The following is a 17255-nucleotide window of genomic DNA, read 5'->3' on the forward strand; positions in this document are numbered from 1 at the left end:
ATTATTATATAAAGCTACTATCTGCTTTTTGAATGGTTCTTCATAATGTTTTGCCATTAAAATTCCTCCCCGTGATAACTATTATTATTATTATTATATCATGTTCGGAATCAGCTTGTCCTATTTAGTATAGCCTATCTAAATAGTGTTTTTGAAGTATATAGCGTAGACGAGGAAGTTTTTGGTAAAATTTTCAATAATGATAAGGATGTTATATTTTTTAAAGATTTAATAGAATATTTAGACTTCGAGAAGGTTGAAAATCAACGATTTTGGGAGAAGTTGTATAGCAATAAAGTAAACAAAAAGGAGATAAAGGGAATACACGGGACTTTACACCTACAAGGAAGTAATTGCGATAGTAAGTACTTTCCAGATAGAAAAGAAGAAAAAGTAATTAATGAATAATTATAATATAAGAAGCAAGGGTACGGAATAACTGCTTCATACGCGATATAGTTGGATGTAGGATAGGACAAGATTATACTACCCACACGACGAACTAGGAAGTATAACAAAGTAATAGGAAAAAATGCGCATCCGAAAATGAGTCTAAGACACAGTGATATGATACCTCCAAGTAGATAGTCTGTTTTTAGTTGATTAGACTGTATACTTTGGAAGTATTATATCAGAAAATTTAGGAGCATGAACTTCACAATAAAGATGGGAAACTTATTGAAGAACTACATTATAGACCTTATTCTAAACAAAATTAGTAATAGAGGGGGAATATATTTATGAAACCAAAAATGACAATTGAAGAAAGTATATTAGATTCATTGGCAGATGGTTGTGAAAGTATTAAACAAATTGAAGAATATTTAAGCTATTTAACTGTCAAATTTGACAGAAAACTATTAAGACAAGTGGTTTTGGAATTAATGGAAAATAAATTAATAAGAATAAGTGAACCACCAAGTCAAGGTAAGATAGAATTTGAAAATTTAAATGATGATCAAATATTTGATTTTTGGTTTGAATTAACTACTAAAGGTTATTCAGTGTGGGAAAAAATTGAAACATAAAGGGTGAAACAAATAGGCATGAAGTTACTGCTTTATAAAACAAGAGTATGGCAGATTGTGTAGTAATTGCAACTTAAACTTTCTGCTAGAGAATCCTTTTTCAGTTTTTACTAGAAAATTAATAGAAAAAGATTACTTAGATATATTCCTGTTGAGATACAATATACGAATCCTGAAAGCAACAAAACTTATACAATTACTTATAAAGAGCATTGGGTTACAATTACATCATTGATAGAGAATAAAAAAGCAGGAAAAAGCAGAAGAGGTTACTATTATACCAACACCAACGAACTTATTTTGCTTTTAAGGATATTTATAAAGAGCTTGCGGGGTGACTTATGAGAAAAAAAGACATAAAGGTATTAGATTTTGTTGTATTGATATTAATAGTATTTTTGCTTGGAAGTGGAATTTTAAATTCTATAGCTTATTATCAACATATTTCACATGAAAGCAGTGCATTAAAAATGTCTTTTATATTCATTTTAGGTGCACTAACAGGATTAGTAATAAAAAGTGGCTTGATATTTGTATTTTGGAACTCGTATGAAATAAAGTATGGCAAAGACAATCGAAAATATAAAACATTAAGAAAGGTGATTGCATCTTTTTTATTTTTGTCTATCGCTTCGGCTTTATTTGGAAACGAGGATTTAGTTGGAATTTTTATTGCTTGTACACTTGTGTTTCCTCGATTATTTTCAACATACTAAGCATAGTACCTTTATCCTAATTTGTATGTTTATGCAGAATATTGTGAAAAAGGAAAGGACTTTAAATAAATATAAAGAATATAAAAGATGAGTGCAAAAGCATTTAACTGCTTTTTTAAAAGCTTTAGTTTGGCAAATAAAACATTTAAATCTTAATTACAAGGGGGTTAATCATGAGAAACCAAAAAGGAAAAGTTATGCTTTTATTAATGGTACTTATTCTTTTAATATCTAACATTGCATATGGTGATAGAGATACTACACAGATAAAAAACAAACCGACTCGTAGCGCTAGGTTTCATGGAAGTAGAGCTGTATGGGAATTTGGTTCAAATGAGATTCGAGACATTTATTATTTAGACATATCAACTGGAATTGAAACAAAAGTTTCCAGTGGATTTAAGCTACAATCAAATCCTGATATATGGCAAGACTACATAGTGTGGCAAGGTGAGCGAGATACAGCAAGTAGCAAGGAAAAACATTATGATATATATATTTATATGATATAAGAACGAAAAAGGAACTTGTAATATCTAATACTGAAGGAAATCATAGATTACCATCAATTAGTAATAATAAAGTTGTATGGGTGACTTATAAAGATGGATGTTCAGATATAATGGTATATGATATAGAAAAAAAGATTATAGAGAAGGTATCATCTGATATAGATAAAACCTATGGAGAATTATCATTTGATGGCAACATAATAGCATGGATAGACAGAAGCAATGGTGATGGTGACATTTGGATATATGATATTTCAAGAAAAGAAGAAAAACGGTTAACTTATAGTCTAGGAGAGGACAAAGATGTTGTAGTTGAAAATGGAAAAGTAATATGGCTAGAGGATTATAACGGTTATAGCCAAGTATATATGTATGATGTACATAGTGACTCAGAGATTAAACTTACGAATGAACTAGGAAAGTATAGAATCATAGCATTTTCAGGAGACCTACTACTTATGACAAAAAATAACAAACGAGTATTGATCGATATGAAAAAAATGACTGAGCAATCAATAGCTTTGCCAGTTGTAAGATATCTGGATAAAGCATTTATAACAGGAAATCAAATCTTATGGTCTGATACAGAAAATTTATTCATAGATTCTATAGACAATGTATTAACTGGTGAAAGTAAGAGCATATATACGGATAAAGAAAAGGTAGAAAGCAACAGATTGTCGAGCAATGGTATAAATTATATAGGAAGACTATTTACGGAAGCTAAAAATCTGCAACAACAATCTAATAAAGACAAAGCCATAGAGAAATACAAGGAAATAGTTACTGCTTGCGATGAATTATTAGATAAAAGCCCTGATGGGTATTCATTATTCCAAGCAATGTATTATAAAGGGAGATCACTTTACGAATTGGGATTGAGCAATGAAGCAGAAGCATACTTAAAAACTGCATCAGAGATAAGTGAAAATATTTATGAGAATAAGCGTAGTTTAAATAATAAATTAGCTTCAATTAATTACTATCTAGGCAGAGTTCAGTTCATAAAAGGAAATAAAGATGGTGCTTTAGAAAATGTAGAAAAAGCATTGGATTTGCAACGAGATTATGTGTACTCGAATAAGTTAAAAGATGACCCTGTTTTTTCATCTATTAAAGGTACAGATGAATTCTATAACCTAATAGGTGTTCTATTAGTAATAGATAACAAACCTATATGGGGAATAAAAACTGTAGTACAGAATGGAGAGGTACTAACTTCTGCATGGGAAGTGGCAGAGTCCTTAGGAGCCAAAGTAGAATTGGAAGAATCGACAAAGACTGTGACTATATATAAGCTTGGAAAAAAACTAACTTTACAAGTTGGCAGTAATGTAGGATATGAAAATGATAAAAAAATTACGCTACCAGCAGCACCAATTCTTATTGAAAAATATTATGTAGATCCAGTTTTACGAAATGATTCAATTTTAATTCCAGTAAACTTTGTAGCAAAGGCGCTAGGGCAAAAAGTAAGCCGGGGTGAATCACAGGTATATGAGGAATTAGTACAGCCTGCTATTATTATTGTGGAAGATGAGAGTAAAATTAAATATTCGGAAGATCAGAGAAAATGGGCACTAGCACCAAGTACAAACATTAACCTTTATAATTATGGTGGCTACAATATAATAGGAGGAAATTACCGATTTAGAGCTCATGTTTTATCAGTAAGAAGCGCTTTAGAAGGTGGATGGAATATTTACAGTAGGGAAGACTATTTTGCAGCTTTAAAGTGGTTAAAGGAAGAAGGGCATAATAAATATTATAGGGATATAGAAGCAGAATTATCAGCATTTAACCCAAGTCAATTAGAGACTATAATGAAGAAAGATCAAGAAATTTCACAAATAGTTAAATTTTATATAAAAAATAAAGATAAGCTAAAAGACAAAGGTTTAATAGCATGGGATTATTGTCGTATTACTCAGATAACAGGTTGGAGTTATGTTGCGGGGTATATATCTATTGACGAGGCATACGATATCCTTATAGATGCAGCAAAAGAACTACAGAAAACTTATTCTTCTTGGGAGGATATGTCAGAACATTATATGCTTGGATTTGAATTTTGGTCGGGACAAGATAAAAATAATGAAAAAACAGAAGCCTACAGGCGTCATCAGCTAAACCAAAAAATTCTAAAAGATGAAAAAAGCCCTTTTACGACTCTACCTTGGAACTTAGATCTCAATAAAATAAAATAGTAATATTTTAAAAATCGCCACTAATTTATGATTTCGGTCATAGACTAGTGGCGATTATGTTATTAAAACCAATATAAACATAATATATAGTAATTATAATTTAAATTTTATATTGTATCTAACTTTTACTTGAGAATTGATTTCAATCACATAATTTATAGTGAGATAAGGTTATATTAGATATATAAAATAGGTTTTGGAGGAATATTATGAATAAGACTATATCCTTAAACGAAACTATCTATGAACTATGTACTAAATACCCAGAGATAAAAGAGATTTTAAAAGGATTAGGATTTGAAGACATAGCAAATCCTATAATGATGAATACTGCAGGTAGAATAATGACCATACCTAAAGGTGCACAGATGAAAAATGTTGATATAGAAAAGATAAAAGAAAAATTAAAAGAGAATGGTTTTGAATTAATTTAAAGGAGGAAGAGAAAAATGAGTGAATTAATTAATAACAGAGAAGTATTAGAAGACCCTAATAAGAAAAAAAGGCAGGCTATATTAAAAGAAATAATCATGCAACTACATGATGGAAAGGACCCTAAAGAGGTTAAAGACCAATTTGCAAACCTTATTAGTGGAGTAGCTGCCAGTGAAATATCTGAAATGGAGGCTGGCTTAATAAAGGACGGGATGCCAGTTGAAGAAATCCAAAGGCTTTGTGATGTTCATGCAGAGATATTCAAAGGCTCAATTGAAGAAATCCATAGTGAAGCAAAAGAAGAAGAAAAACCAGGTCATCCAGTTAGAGTACTTAAAGAAGAAAATTTTGCAATAGAAGATTTAATAAAGAACAACATACTTCCTAAGGTAAAGGATTTTGTAGTAAATGGGATGGGGAAAGTAAAGTTTAGTATTATAGAAGATGTAAATCTATTATTGGACATAGAAAAGCATTATAGTAGAAAAGAAAATATATTATTCCCTTACATGGAGAAGTACGGAATCACAGCCCCACCAAAGGTAATGTGGGGAGTAGATGATGAAATCCGTAGGGATATTAAGGAATTTAAAGCACTACTACTTCAAGATGATATAGATATGAAGGGTATGGAGGAAATAGATAAAAAAGCTGAAGTCATGGCAAATAAAATTTTAGATATGATTTTCAAAGAAGAAAGCATAATGCTACCTATGCTAGTAGATGTACTTACTGAAGACGAATGGCTAAAAATTGCAGAGGATAGTGAAGAAATTGGCTATTGTATAGTAGCACCTAGTGAAAAATGGAGACCAGAAAGAGCACCTGTAGAGAAAATAGTCAAAGAAGAGACAGTAGGCGGACCAGCTGGATATGTTAAGTTTGATTCAGGAATATTAAAGGTTGAAGAGCTTGAAATATTATTAAATACTCTTCCATTTGATATAACATTTATAGATAAGGATGACATAGTAAAATACTTCTCACAACCAGCAGAAAGATTTTTCCCAAGAACTAAGTCAGTAATAGGACGTACAGTACAAAACTGTCACCCACATGCCAGTGTAAAAACAGTAGAGAAAATATTAAATGATCTCAAAAGTGGAGAAAAGGACAGCGAGGCTTTTTGGATTAAGCTAAGAGGAGAATATATATACATTAGATACTTTGCAGTAAGAGATAAGAATGGAGAATATATGGGAACTGTCGAAGTAACACAGAATATTAAGCCGATACAAGAGATAACAGGAGAGAAAAGGTTGTTATCTGAATAATAAATAGTAATAACAAATAGTAATAACAAATAGACCCAAGGTATTAGATAATACTTTAGGTCTATTATTATTTGTAATTATAAAATATGTTTCCAACTAATATATTTAGAGTTTAGGGACTCTTCACTCGCAAAGTTATATAGACCTAGGAGCCTGCTCTTTTTTACTTAGGGGTTATAGGCTTCTGTTAAGTAAGTAGGCGCATGTCTACAAGAAAATATTGACAATACAATGATTTAGGTATAGGTTGTAAGTAAGTAATTGGCTAATATGGGGGGAGTAAAATGAAAAGATTATTGTGTTTATTCATTGGGATAGCTATTTTATTTACTGGATGTACTCCGTCACAGAAGGCACAGATAGGGTCATTAGAGCAATTGGAACAACCTGAGCACCAAGAAAACGTTGGAAAACTTGAACAATCTGAACAAGAAATACAATCTGAAAATCGAGAACAATCAGATGAGTCAGGACTATATAAGACATTACTTTCGCCAGACAATGAATTGAGTATTGTGAGAAAACCTAGTGCAGCAGATTATTCTTTCATTAATCCTGGGAAAATGATTGAGTTACCAAGTGGAATGAGGCAAGGAGATTTTAGAAGTAGCGATTTATCAGAGCTTGATTTAGAGGAAAAATTTGAAGACCTGATAAATGCCGACTTTGATAGTAAGACTAAGTGGCCTGAAAAATTACCTGATGGTTTTGATCCAGAATTAATTATGGAATTGGGAAAGAATCCTGGATTAGGGGTAAGAGAGCTTCATGATAAAGGGATCACAGGCAAGGGAATCGGTATCGCAATTATTGATCAGGGATTGTTAGTTGACCATGTAGAATATAAGGACCAATTAAAATTATATGAAGAAATTCATTGCTCTGATGATGTTGCAATGATGCATGGTCCTGCAGTTGCATCTATTGCTGTAGGTAAGACAGTTGGTGTGTCACCTGAAGCTGATCTTTATTACATTGCTGAAACTCATGGAGTATTTAAACAAGGAGAATTTGAATGGGATCTTACATGGCTTGCAAAATCAATAGATCGTATTGTGGAAATCAATAGGATATTACCAGAAGGAGAAAAAATCAGAGTCATATCAATCTCACTAGGAATAGGTGGAGGGATGAATGGTTATGAAAAAGCACTTGAATCTGTAGAAAAAGCAAAGCAGGAAGGTATATATACTGTATATGTTGGTAGCAACCCTTTCATGGGATTAGGACGTGAACCATTAGAAAATGCAGATGATATTAACTCATATTCAAAAGGAAAGTTCTGGAGTAGTAATGGATATTCTTATAATAACGATGAACTTTTAATTCCTATGGATTCAAGATGTACTGCAAGTCCCACAGGTGAGAATGATTATGTGTTTTACAGAGAAGGAGGTATGAGCTGGTCAGTTCCATATGTCGCAGGGTTATATGCATTAGCATGTCAAGTTAACCCTGATACTACGCCAGAAATATTCTGGAAAGAAGCACTTAGTACAGGTGAAACAGTATCTGTTAATAATGAAGATAAACTTGGGAAAATAGTTAATCCGACAAAGTTGATAGATAGAATTGAAGAATTAAAATAGAGTTGTTTCTTGTTGTGTAAAGGAGTTAGGCTTTTTGATTTACTCTAACACAATAATGCTAGGGAGTTTTCCCTAGCATTTAGTTTAATAATTATTGTTAATCAATTAACACTGTGCTGTATCATAGCTTTGAAGACAGGTAGTAAAATATTTTTATGATTAAAGGCATTTGGATAGTTCCTAGTATTTTTATATTTTGCATGAAAAACTATATCCTATGATATATAATCAATAATAGAATTCATCTGATAATATTTATGAAAAATGATATTATAAAAGAATGAAGTCTAAAATCCTTTTGAGGGTATATTGCTAATAATATAAAGGGAGTGAATGTAAATGGATAAGTTTACATTAAAACAAGAAGATGCGATATTGATGATAATAGATATCCAGGAACGTCTAGTTTCTGCAATGAAATATGGGAAAAAGGTTATTGATAATACTAATATTTTAATAAGTGCCGCACAAAAGCTAGACATTCCTATTATAGGCACTGAACAATATCCAAAGGGATTAGGAAAAACAGTACCTGAAATAAGTGCTAATATAAATACAGCTCAATTGTATGAAAAAATATCTTTTTCTGGATACACAGAAGAGGTAAAATCAGTTCTTAATGAGCTAGGAAGAAAAAAGGTTATTATTACAGGAATGGAAACTCACGTTTGTGTTTTTCAAACTGTAAGAGATTTGATAGACAATGGATACCAAGTTTTCGTAGTAGAAGGCGGTGTATGTTCACGAACAAAGGAAAATTATCAAAATGGACTTTTTCTTATGGACAAAATGGGTGCTACTATCATAAATACTGAGACTATTTTATTTGATTTATTAAAAGTATCAGGCACTCCTGTATTTAAAGAATTATCAAAACTCATAAAATGATATATTACATGGGAGTATAAATTTATGAAAAAATTTAAAAAGTTATATATAGAAATTACAAATGTATGCAATCTTGCTTGTAGATTTTGTCCGCAAACAATAAGGCAACCTGAATTTATGAAACTAGAAACCTTTAGCAAAATATTAGATCAAATTAAACCATACACTGATTATGTATATTTTCACGTAAAAGGAGAACCATTACTTCACCTAGAAATAGACAGTTTTTTGGATTTAAGCTATGAAAAGGGCTTTAAAGTTAACATAACTACAAATGGAACTTTATTAAATAAGGCTAAAGATAAAATATTAATGAAGCCTGCATTAAGGCAGATTAACTTTTCACTACACAGCTTTGATGGGAATGAGGGACTTCATAACAAAGATGAATATATTAATAATATCCTTTCATTTGTAAAAGAAGCAATTGATAAAACTAATATTTTAGTTTCTTTAAGATTATGGAATTTAGACAAAGACAATGAGACCAACATTCAAAGAAAAGAAATAGGCAACTTCTTGAATCTATTGAAAAAGCTTTTAATTTGGACTATAAAATAGAAGAAAAAGTGCTTCCAGGAAGAGGTATTAAAATATCAGATAGAGTATATTTAAATCAAGATTATGAATTCAAGTGGCCCGACTTAAAAGAACAAGAAGACAAAGGTAAAGGTTTTTGCTATGGCCTTAGAAATCAAGTAGCCATATTAGTAGACGGAACAGTAGTGCCTTGTTGTCTTGATGGAGAAGGAATAATTAATCTTGGGAATATAAATAAGACTTGTTTTTCTGAAATAATAGAAAGCGACAGGGCTAAAAATATAATCCATGGCTTCTCAAGAAGAGAGGTAGTTGAAGAACTATGCAGAAAGTGTGGATACAGGAAGAGGTTTTAATTACTGGGATAGCCAAGGAATCATGTCAGTACCTATCCACTTGAATTATTAAGAACTGAGGAGAAAGTAAATGAGATATCATAGAACAATAGAAGGAGTTTTCGTAAAGAGACCTAACAGATTTATAGCACAAGTATTAATAGATGGAAAAGAAGAAACAGTACATGTAAAGAACACTGGTAGATGCAAAGAGTTACTGGTGCCAGGGGTAAAAGTTATATTAGAGGATTGCGTGCATAACCCAAATAGAAAGACAAGATACTCTCTTATTGCAGTCTGGAAGGGAGCTATGCTAGTAAACATGGATTCTCAGATTCCTAATGCTGTGGTTTTTGAGGCGCTCAAAAACGGTAAAATTAAGGGTTTTGAAGATATATCATATTTAAAAAGAGAAGTGACCTATGGAAAGTCTAGATATGACATATATTTTGAATCAAAAGAGCAAAAAGGTTTTATTGAAATAAAAGGCGTTACATTAGAAAATAATGGAGTATCTATGTTTCCAGATGCACCTACTGAAAGAGGAACTAAACATGTATTGGAAATGATAGAGGCAGTTAAAGAGGGTTATCGAGGAGCACTCTTCTTTTTAATCCAGATGAAAAAGCCTGATGTGTTTAGACCAAATTGGCAAATGGATAGAGCCTTTTCTGAATCAGTTAAACTAGCAAAAGAAAATGGTGTAGAGATACTTGCTTACGATTCTATTGTATCAGAAAATAGTATCACTATAGACAAACCAGTTAAAATAGACTTCAGTCATGAGGTTAATCATAGGGATAGGTGCCTTGATTAGATAATTTAATAGAAATAATAAACCTGTATCCATGTTTTGTTTACAAAAGATAATTGAAACTTGAGGGGGGTAAACATGAATAAGATGAATAACTTAGCAGAAGGAAGTATACTTAAGTCACTTTTTAAGCTTGCTATTCCAATTATGGGTACATCCTTTGTCCAAATGGCATACAACATGACAGATATGATTTGGGTTGGAAGGGTTGGTTCCAGAGCTGTTGCTGCAGTTGGAACTGCAGGTTTTTTTACTTGGCTTGGCATGGCTTTTATCCTTATACCAAAAATAGGTGCAGAGGTTGGAGTAGCTCAGTCAGTAGGCAAGAAAGATATAGATGAAGCAAAACTTTATATAAAACACAGCATTCAGATGATTATTTGTCTTGCATTATTCTATGCATTTATTCTTATAACCCTTAGAAAGCCTTTAATAGGATTTTTTAACCTTGGAGAAGAAGATATAGTAAGCAATGCTATTAGATACCTTGTTATTATATCTTGCGGATTAGTGTTTTATTTTATAAACCCTGTTTTTACAGCAATATTCAATGGATATGGAGATAGTAAAACACCTTTTACCATTAATACAATAGGACTTGTAGTGAATATGATTTTAGACCCTTTATTAATTTTAGGTATAGGACCCTTTCCAAGACTTGAAGTTGCAGGTGCTGCTATAGCGACGGTAATAGCTCAGTTAATGGTTACTATAATTTTTATCACGAGAGTAAGAAAAAGCTCAGAGCTTTTTTCAGGCCTTAATATCTTAAAAGGACCTGATATGGAGCATATAAGAAGAATAGTAAATCTAGGACTCCCTGTTGCACTACAAAGTGGACTTTTTTCCATATTTGCAATGGTAATAGCAAGGATAATTGCACAATGGGGACCTATTCCGATAGCAGTACAAAAGGTAGGCTCTCAGATAGAGGCTATATCTTGGATGACTGCAGGTGGATTTCAGACAGCAATGAGTGCTTTTGTGGGACAAAACTATGGAGCTAGAAAATGGGAAAGAGTTTTTAAGGGATATTTCGTTGGAATAGCAATAATGTCCATAATCGGAATATTTGCTACATGTCTTTTAATCTTTGCTGCAAGGCCCTTGTTTTCTATTTTTATACCAGAGGAAGAATCTATTAGATATGGAATTGTATATCTGAGAATATTAGGGCTTTCACAGTTATTTATGTGTATAGAATCAACTACAGCTGGTGCTTTTAATGGATTGGGGAAAACAGTTCCTCCATCAATTGTGGGTATACTATTTAATGGTCTTAGAATACCAGCTGCACTTATACTTTCCTCAACTAGTCTTGGACTTAATGGAGTATGGTGGGCAATAAGCATATCAAGCATGTTTAAGGGAATAGTGTTAACTACTTGGTATCTAATCATGCTAAAAAGGAACCCTGAAATGAAGGGATTAAAGCTTTTCAAATCTGACATGATAATTAATTAATAAAACATATAAAACTTTTAAAGTTCTTGAACAAGATACAATTACGTTAAAAAGCCTATAGCATATGTTATAGGCTTTTTTGATCAAAATCTGTTCCTAATATTTACAAGAATTAAACTTAGTAGGGAATCATATACATTATTGTGATATTATGATTATTTCTTTGCCTATAGGGTAAGAATATACTAAATAATTAACAAAGGAGCGTGTTTTTATGCCTAGTTTTGGTAACCCATTTAGTGCAAATGTAGAGAGAAAAATTACAAAGGAAGAACTAATTCAAGCAATACGTTTGGATATAGCTGGTGAATTGGAGGCAATATATATTTATGATGCTCATGTTCAAGCCACCGATAATCCAATTGCAAAAAAAGTTTTGGCAGACATCAGAGATGAGGAAAAAGCCCATGTTGGAGAATTAATGGCATTACTTAGAATACTTGACCCACGTGAAGGAGAGCTTTTTGCAGAAGGTGAGGAAGAAGTAAGAGAAATGCTTGAGGATTTAGGTATAGTTGAAGCAGAGATTGATACAAAGACAAGCAATATTAAAACAGTTGGAAGCCTTTTGGAATAGTAAGGAGGGAAAGAGATGGATTTTCTATTAAGAGGAGATGCACCCTTTGAAGATGAATTATGGGAAAAGATAGACGAAATTGTTGTTAAAAAAGCAAAAGAACAATTAGTAGGAAGAAAGTTTATACCTATATATGGACCATTAGGTGCAGGCGTACAAAATATAAATATTAATTTATACAACGTAAACAATGATACTGTTATTAGTTCGAATGGAGAAGAGGATACAGAATTAGTCAAAGTTCAAAATCGTAGATACGTTGAAATACCTATGATATTTAAAGACTTTTTTATATCATGGAGAGATGTAGAGAACAGTAAACAAACGGGTTTACCACTAGACCTTGCTCCTGTAGCTATTACAGCTGCAGCATGTGCTCATAAAGAGAACCAAGTCATATTCTTTGGAGATGAAGAGTGGGGTTATAAAGGTTTAATGAATGTAGATGGAAGACAAACTATGGAAAAAAACAACTGGAATGAAGGCGAAAATGCATTTTCAGATATGGTAGCAGGTCTTGAAAAGCTTGTGAGAAAAGGTTTCTATGGCCCATATGTTCTCGTTGTAAGTCCTGATTTGTATGCACAACTACAAAGAATTCAGCCAGGAACTGGGAAACTAGAACTTGAAAGAATTAGAGAATTAATAAATGGAAATGTATATCAAACACCAATTTTGGGACAGAATAAAGCAGTTCTATTAGAAAAAGGAATGGAAAATATGGATCTTGTCATTGGTCAAGATTTAATAACAGGATACATTGGTCCTGAAAAGCTTAATCATGTATTTAGAATATTAGAAACAATTCTACTAAGAATTAAACGTCCAGAATCTATAGTGACATTTGAGTAAAGCAATAATAGAGAGCAAAGAGCTCTCTATTATTATTTAATGACTCTCATCCTATAAGCATTCATGGCAGTAGCTCCAAGCTTATCTAAAAGCTTTGAGTTAGTGTAAGCACCTACCACTGCACCTATTCCAGGAATTATTTGCAAAAGCTTAGCTATATCTATATAATCCCTGTATTCCTGTTGAAATACTCTCCAGTCAAAAAGGTTTATATTGCTTGGAAGAGTTTTAGAATATTCCTCCCAGTTTTCTATTTCATAGAATACTTTGTTTACTACAGCTTGACTAGAAAAAGCGAGCTGGAATATTTTAAGAATATACAATCTTTCCTTATAATTTGTAATATCAAAACCATAAATAGCTGCAACATCATATAAAAACTTTATTTTTATACTAAGGAGCAGTGGAAAATCAGCAAGAGACATTAGAAAGCCACCAGCTCCAGTACCAGCACCTTCTAGCATAGCAGTTTTTTTATAAAAACCTATTTTTTCTCTGGCTAGTTTTTCTCTTTCCTCGAGAGACATAATAAAGGGATAGGACTTCTTAGTTATATATTGTGAGCCTGACAATACAGCTTTAACCATATTTTTTATAGCAGAAGTAAGAATTTCATGATATTTGTCAGGTAGTATGCTATTAATCTTATTTTGGACGCCCTTTGAAGCCTTATTTATTATAGAAGGCTTTTTTTCCATTCTATTTTTCCATTGATTCAATTCTTTCATAGTATCTATGTAGTATTTATCCATTTTTATCACCGACTTAAAAACAAAATTTAAAGCAAAAGTAAAACCTTATGTATAGACTATAATATTTTACCCTTTAAGTACAATAAAAAATCATATATAAATGTATATAGATATTTAGTATAATAGTTATATTAATAGAAAAGAAGAGGAATGATATCTATGGATACAAAAAAGGAACTAAAACTAAAATACAAAGAAATGAAAACCCCTATGGGAGCAATTATAATAAAGAATAATATAAACGGGAAAGTCTTTATAGATGTAAGTAAAGACACAAAGAGCATTATAAACCGTCATAGATTTCAGCTGAAATCAGGAATTCATAAAATAAAAGAGTTACAGATGGACTGGAATGGATATGGTGAAGAAGCATTTTCTATTGAAGTGCTTGAGGAATTAAAGTACGATGAAAAAGAAGAAAAAGCAGATTATACAGAAGAATTAGAGATAATGAAAATGATATGGACAGAGAGGCTAGAGGAAGATAAGTCTGTGCAATTCTATTAAAAATAAACTTGTTTATATTTAGAGACTAGAAACGTCAAGGCTCTATTCAGAGGGGAAAAGGCCTTTTAGAATAGAGTCTTATTTTGTGTTATTATATATTCAAATTCCATTTGAGACTTCTAAGCATAGTTTGTCTTCAACCTGATATATCGTATATAATATATCTATGACATTTAATTGATATAAAGATAAGCAAAAACGTAAAAATAAAGTGGTGGTGGTCCATATGAACGAAAACATAAACATATTAGTAGTGGAAGACGATGTAGACATAAACAACTTGCTCTGTAAAATATTAAGTAAACAGGGCTATAGCGTAAGAGCAGCTTTTTCAGGCTCAGAAGCTAAAATGTGTTTTGGACAATATGATTTTCAACTTGTTTTATTGGATTTAATGCTTCCTGCCATATCAGGAGAAGAGATAATTTCACAAATAAGAAAAATTAAAACAATGCCTATTATAGTTATCTCTGCAAAGTTGGGACAGGAGACAAAGATAGAAGTATTAAAGCTTGGAGCTGATGACTTTATTTCAAAACCCTTTGATGTCAACGAGGTTTTAGCAAGAGTTGAGGCTCAGCTAAGACGATATATGGTTTTTTCTAATGCAACTGAAAAGCTAAATGTTCTAAAGCATAAGGATTTAACTCTAAATCTTGAAACAGTAGAAGTAAAGGTTAAAGACCAGAAGATTACTTTAACAGCAAGAGAATTTGCCATATTAGAGTTATTGATGACATTTCCAAATAAGGTTTTTACAAAGGCTAATTTATTTGAACATGTTTGGAATGAGGAGTTTTTAGGGGACGACAACACAGTAAATGTTCATATAAGCAACCTTCGGTCAAAACTAGCTAAAGCAGCTCCAGATACGGAATATATCAGCACAGTATGGGGAATTGGATTTAAGATGGGAGAATAAACTTAAGACTTTCTTAAGTTTTTCTTTATTGTATCTTGTAGATTATGTTTTAATATATAATCATACAAGAAAAAGGAGGTTGACCTATAAGTGGTTGAGATAGTATTGAAGACGAAAAACATCACAAAGAAATACAATAGCCATATTGCTGTGAACAATGTTAATATGGATGTAAAACAAGGAGATATATATGGACTTGTAGGTAAAAACGGAGCAGGTAAAACAACTCTGCTTAGAACTATAAGTGGGCTTACAATGCCATCAAGTGGAGAAATAGAGATGTTTCATGAAACATCTAAAGATGGGCTAAACAAAGCAAGAATGAGAACAGGTTGTATAATTGAAACGCCAAACTTCTTTCCCTACTTATCTGCAAAGAAAAACCTTGAATATTATAGAATACAAAAAGGTATCGTAGAGAAAAAATGTGTAGAGGATGTCCTTAAAGCAGTAGGACTTGAAGACACCGGAAGGAAAAAATATAAAAACTTCTCTCTTGGTATGAAGCAGCGATTAGGTTTGGCATATGCAATAATGGGAAGCCCGGATTTACTTATTCTAGATGAACCTATAAATGGACTGGATCCAACTGGTATTGTAGAATTTAGAGAACTATTGCTAAAGCTTAATAGAGAAAGAAATATTACAATAATTATTTCAAGTCATATATTAGGAGAACTTTCCCAAATTGCGACCACATATGGTTTTATTCATAAGGGTGAGCTTGTGGAGCAGGTATCAGCAAAAGACCTAGAGGAAAAGTGTAAGCGTTGTTTGTCAATTAAGGTAAACGATACTGGAAAAGCTGCAGTTATAATAGAAAATCAGCTTGATTCTAATAAATATCAGGTTCTTAATGATAATGAAATAAAATTTTATGAGTATGTAGATACTCCGGAAATAGTAACAAAGACTCTTATAAATGGTGGAGTTATGGTATCTTCAATTAATCAGATTGGTGCAAATTTAGAGAGCTATTTTATTGATTTGATTGGAGGTGCTCATAATGCTTAATTATATAAGAGCGGAGCTTTACAGGAATTTTAACCGACTATATTTTTGGAATTTTGCAGGGATAACATCTATTCTAGCATTGGTATTCAATATACTAATGAAGTCTGTTGATTCAGGAAACTTATCTATGCTGCTTCAAATGGGGATTGGAATGCTTAATGTACCAATTTTTTTAGTTGGAATAGTAATTGACATGGTAATAGGTGAAGAAATAAAGAATTTGACTTTAAAAAATGTAGTGTCATTTGGTTTACCTAGAAGAAAGATAGTTTTATCAAAAATCATAGTAACTGTTATTCTTTCTTTTATAGCAGCCGTTATCATACTGACCTTCTATTTAGGAAGCGGAGCAATATTGTTTGGAGTAGAGGGAGTTTCTCTAGCTTTATTTAAAGACTTTTTATTGAGGCTATTAGCAGCGATTCCATTGTGGATTGGTGCTATATCAGTTGGAACTCTAATGGGCTTTATTTTCAAGAACAATACAATATTTGCCTTTGCTTATGCCTTTATGTTTGTTTCAATCAGCTCTATGCTAAAGGTTCTTTCTTTCTTTATTTCTGATAAAATTATGTATATTCATAATGTACTAATTACAACAAAGATAAAAACATTAAGCGCTCTAACTATGACACCTGCTAACAGCATTCAAGCCATAACAACTGATAGTTTAATTTCCGCTGTTGTAATAGGTGTAATATATACGGTGGTATTTTCAATTTTGAGCATTCTGCATTTCAGCAAAAAAGAAGTTAAATAAAGATGGTGAAACTCATGCCTATAAATATGGTCGTAGGGATCATTCTGATTTTAACTGGTGTTGTTATTT

General features: G+C 31.9%; 18 protein-coding genes and 1 pseudogene. 18 read left to right on the top strand and 1 reads right to left on the bottom strand.

The genetic code is table 11. From position 1 onward, the window contains the following. The first annotated feature begins 129 nt into the window (after positions 1-129). The 14 genes and pseudogenes from ABV008_RS16315 to ABV008_RS14705 all read left to right on the top strand — a co-directional run bounded on the left by ABV008_RS16315 (position 130) and on the right by ABV008_RS14705 (position 13231). Positions 130-408, top strand: coding sequence for a DUF8220 family protein (locus tag ABV008_RS16315; protein WP_502929795.1), 279 nt, complete (start codon positions 130-132; stop codon positions 406-408). A 332-nt stretch (positions 409-740) separates the two neighbouring features. Beyond that, the gene (locus ABV008_RS14645; RefSeq protein WP_352420583.1) at positions 741-1028 is read left to right on the top strand and encodes a hypothetical protein; all 288 of its coding nucleotides are present in this window, start codon (positions 741-743) and stop codon (positions 1026-1028) included. A 341-nt stretch (positions 1029-1369) separates the two neighbouring features. Further along, positions 1370-1744, top strand: a complete 375-nt coding sequence (locus ABV008_RS14650; protein WP_352420584.1) for a hypothetical protein — start codon at positions 1370-1372, stop codon at positions 1742-1744. A gap of 173 nt (positions 1745-1917) precedes the next feature. Next, positions 1918-2256 carry a hypothetical protein gene (locus ABV008_RS14655; RefSeq protein ID WP_352420585.1) on the top strand — a complete coding sequence of 113 codons (339 nt, stop codon included), beginning with the start codon at positions 1918-1920 and terminating at the stop codon, positions 2254-2256. Positions 2257-2336: 80 nt separating this feature from the next. Beyond that, complete coding sequence (locus ABV008_RS14660) at positions 2337-4463, top strand: DUF1266 domain-containing protein (RefSeq protein ID WP_352420586.1); 2127 nt, start codon at positions 2337-2339, stop codon at positions 4461-4463. Positions 4464-4672: 209 nt separating this feature from the next. After that, on the top strand, positions 4673-4897 hold the full coding sequence (locus tag ABV008_RS14665) for a DUF1858 domain-containing protein (protein WP_352420587.1): 225 nt from the start codon (positions 4673-4675) through the stop codon (positions 4895-4897). A gap of 15 nt (positions 4898-4912) precedes the next feature. Next, complete coding sequence (locus tag ABV008_RS14670) at positions 4913-6172, top strand: DUF438 domain-containing protein (protein WP_352420588.1); 1260 nt, start codon at positions 4913-4915, stop codon at positions 6170-6172. A 284-nt stretch (positions 6173-6456) separates the two neighbouring features. Then, a complete protein-coding gene (locus ABV008_RS14675) occupies positions 6457-7761 on the top strand; it encodes a S8/S53 family peptidase (RefSeq protein ID WP_352420589.1) in 1305 nt (434 codons plus the stop codon). Positions 7762-8100: 339 nt separating this feature from the next. Continuing rightward, a complete protein-coding gene (locus ABV008_RS14680; protein WP_352420590.1) occupies positions 8101-8649 on the top strand; it encodes an isochorismatase family protein in 549 nt (182 codons plus the stop codon). 24 nt (positions 8650-8673) lie between these two features. Beyond that, positions 8674-9545: pseudogene (locus ABV008_RS14685) on the top strand (radical SAM/SPASM domain-containing protein). A 70-nt stretch (positions 9546-9615) separates the two neighbouring features. Further along, on the top strand, positions 9616-10341 hold the full coding sequence (gene sfsA / locus ABV008_RS14690) for a DNA/RNA nuclease SfsA (RefSeq protein ID WP_352420591.1): 726 nt from the start codon (positions 9616-9618) through the stop codon (positions 10339-10341). 75 nt (positions 10342-10416) lie between these two features. Next, positions 10417-11802, top strand: coding sequence for an MATE family efflux transporter (locus tag ABV008_RS14695; protein ID WP_352420592.1), 1386 nt, complete (start codon positions 10417-10419; stop codon positions 11800-11802). A gap of 214 nt (positions 11803-12016) precedes the next feature. Then, complete coding sequence (locus tag ABV008_RS14700; protein ID WP_352420593.1) at positions 12017-12379, top strand: demethoxyubiquinone hydroxylase family protein; 363 nt, start codon at positions 12017-12019, stop codon at positions 12377-12379. Positions 12380-12394: 15 nt separating this feature from the next. After that, on the top strand, positions 12395-13231 hold the full coding sequence (locus tag ABV008_RS14705) for a family 1 encapsulin nanocompartment shell protein (RefSeq protein ID WP_352420594.1): 837 nt from the start codon (positions 12395-12397) through the stop codon (positions 13229-13231). 32 nt (positions 13232-13263) lie between these two features. On the opposite strand, the gene ABV008_RS14710 is transcribed toward ABV008_RS14705, so the two are convergent. Continuing rightward, positions 13264-13983, bottom strand: a complete 720-nt coding sequence (locus tag ABV008_RS14710) for an EcsC family protein (RefSeq protein ID WP_352420595.1) — start codon at positions 13981-13983, stop codon at positions 13264-13266. A 159-nt stretch (positions 13984-14142) separates the two neighbouring features. On the opposite strand from ABV008_RS14710, the gene ABV008_RS14715 reads away from it, so the two are divergent. The 4 genes from ABV008_RS14715 to ABV008_RS14730 all read left to right on the top strand — a co-directional run bounded on the left by ABV008_RS14715 (position 14143) and on the right by ABV008_RS14730 (position 17186). Beyond that, a complete protein-coding gene (locus ABV008_RS14715; protein ID WP_352420596.1) occupies positions 14143-14490 on the top strand; it encodes a GIY-YIG nuclease family protein in 348 nt (115 codons plus the stop codon). 226 nt (positions 14491-14716) lie between these two features. Then, positions 14717-15412, top strand: coding sequence for a response regulator transcription factor (locus tag ABV008_RS14720; protein WP_352420597.1), 696 nt, complete (start codon positions 14717-14719; stop codon positions 15410-15412). 90 nt (positions 15413-15502) lie between these two features. Then, the gene (locus ABV008_RS14725) at positions 15503-16426 is read left to right on the top strand and encodes an ATP-binding cassette domain-containing protein (protein WP_352420598.1); all 924 of its coding nucleotides are present in this window, start codon (positions 15503-15505) and stop codon (positions 16424-16426) included. Further along, entirely contained in the window at positions 16419-17186 is a 768-nt protein-coding gene (locus ABV008_RS14730) for an ABC transporter permease (protein WP_352420599.1), read from the top strand. The genes ABV008_RS14725 and ABV008_RS14730 overlap by 8 nt, the downstream gene beginning before the upstream one ends. Positions 17187-17255 lie beyond the last annotated feature (69 nt).

It is taken from the genome of Proteiniborus sp., assembly GCF_040308045.1.
In the GTDB taxonomy this organism is placed as follows: Bacteria; Bacillota; Clostridia; order Tissierellales; family Proteiniboraceae; genus Proteiniborus.

What these genes read in the sequence shown, in the direction of transcription:
- ABV008_RS14645 (WP_352420583.1), top strand. Translation starts at nt 741, where the DNA reads ATGAAACCAAAAATGACAATTGAAGAAAGTATATTAGATTCATTGGCA.
- ABV008_RS14650 (WP_352420584.1), top strand. Translation starts at nt 1,370, where the DNA reads ATGAGAAAAAAAGACATAAAGGTATTAGATTTTGTTGTATTGATATTA.
- ABV008_RS14655 (WP_352420585.1), top strand. Translation starts at nt 1,918, where the DNA reads ATGAGAAACCAAAAAGGAAAAGTTATGCTTTTATTAATGGTACTTATT.
- ABV008_RS14665 (WP_352420587.1), top strand. Translation starts at nt 4,673, where the DNA reads ATGAATAAGACTATATCCTTAAACGAAACTATCTATGAACTATGTACT.
- ABV008_RS14670 (WP_352420588.1), top strand. Translation starts at nt 4,913, where the DNA reads ATGAGTGAATTAATTAATAACAGAGAAGTATTAGAAGACCCTAATAAG.
- ABV008_RS14675 (WP_352420589.1), top strand. Translation starts at nt 6,457, where the DNA reads ATGAAAAGATTATTGTGTTTATTCATTGGGATAGCTATTTTATTTACT.
- ABV008_RS14680 (WP_352420590.1), top strand. Translation starts at nt 8,101, where the DNA reads ATGGATAAGTTTACATTAAAACAAGAAGATGCGATATTGATGATAATA.
- sfsA (WP_352420591.1), top strand. Translation starts at nt 9,616, where the DNA reads ATGAGATATCATAGAACAATAGAAGGAGTTTTCGTAAAGAGACCTAAC.
- ABV008_RS14695 (WP_352420592.1), top strand. Translation starts at nt 10,417, where the DNA reads ATGAATAAGATGAATAACTTAGCAGAAGGAAGTATACTTAAGTCACTT.
- ABV008_RS14700 (WP_352420593.1), top strand. Translation starts at nt 12,017, where the DNA reads ATGCCTAGTTTTGGTAACCCATTTAGTGCAAATGTAGAGAGAAAAATT.
- ABV008_RS14705 (WP_352420594.1), top strand. Translation starts at nt 12,395, where the DNA reads ATGGATTTTCTATTAAGAGGAGATGCACCCTTTGAAGATGAATTATGG.
- ABV008_RS14710 (WP_352420595.1), bottom strand. Translation starts at nt 13,983, where the DNA reads ATGGATAAATACTACATAGATACTATGAAAGAATTGAATCAATGGAAA.
- ABV008_RS14715 (WP_352420596.1), top strand. Translation starts at nt 14,143, where the DNA reads ATGGATACAAAAAAGGAACTAAAACTAAAATACAAAGAAATGAAAACC.
- ABV008_RS14720 (WP_352420597.1), top strand. Translation starts at nt 14,717, where the DNA reads ATGAACGAAAACATAAACATATTAGTAGTGGAAGACGATGTAGACATA.
- ABV008_RS14730 (WP_352420599.1), top strand. Translation starts at nt 16,419, where the DNA reads ATGCTTAATTATATAAGAGCGGAGCTTTACAGGAATTTTAACCGACTA.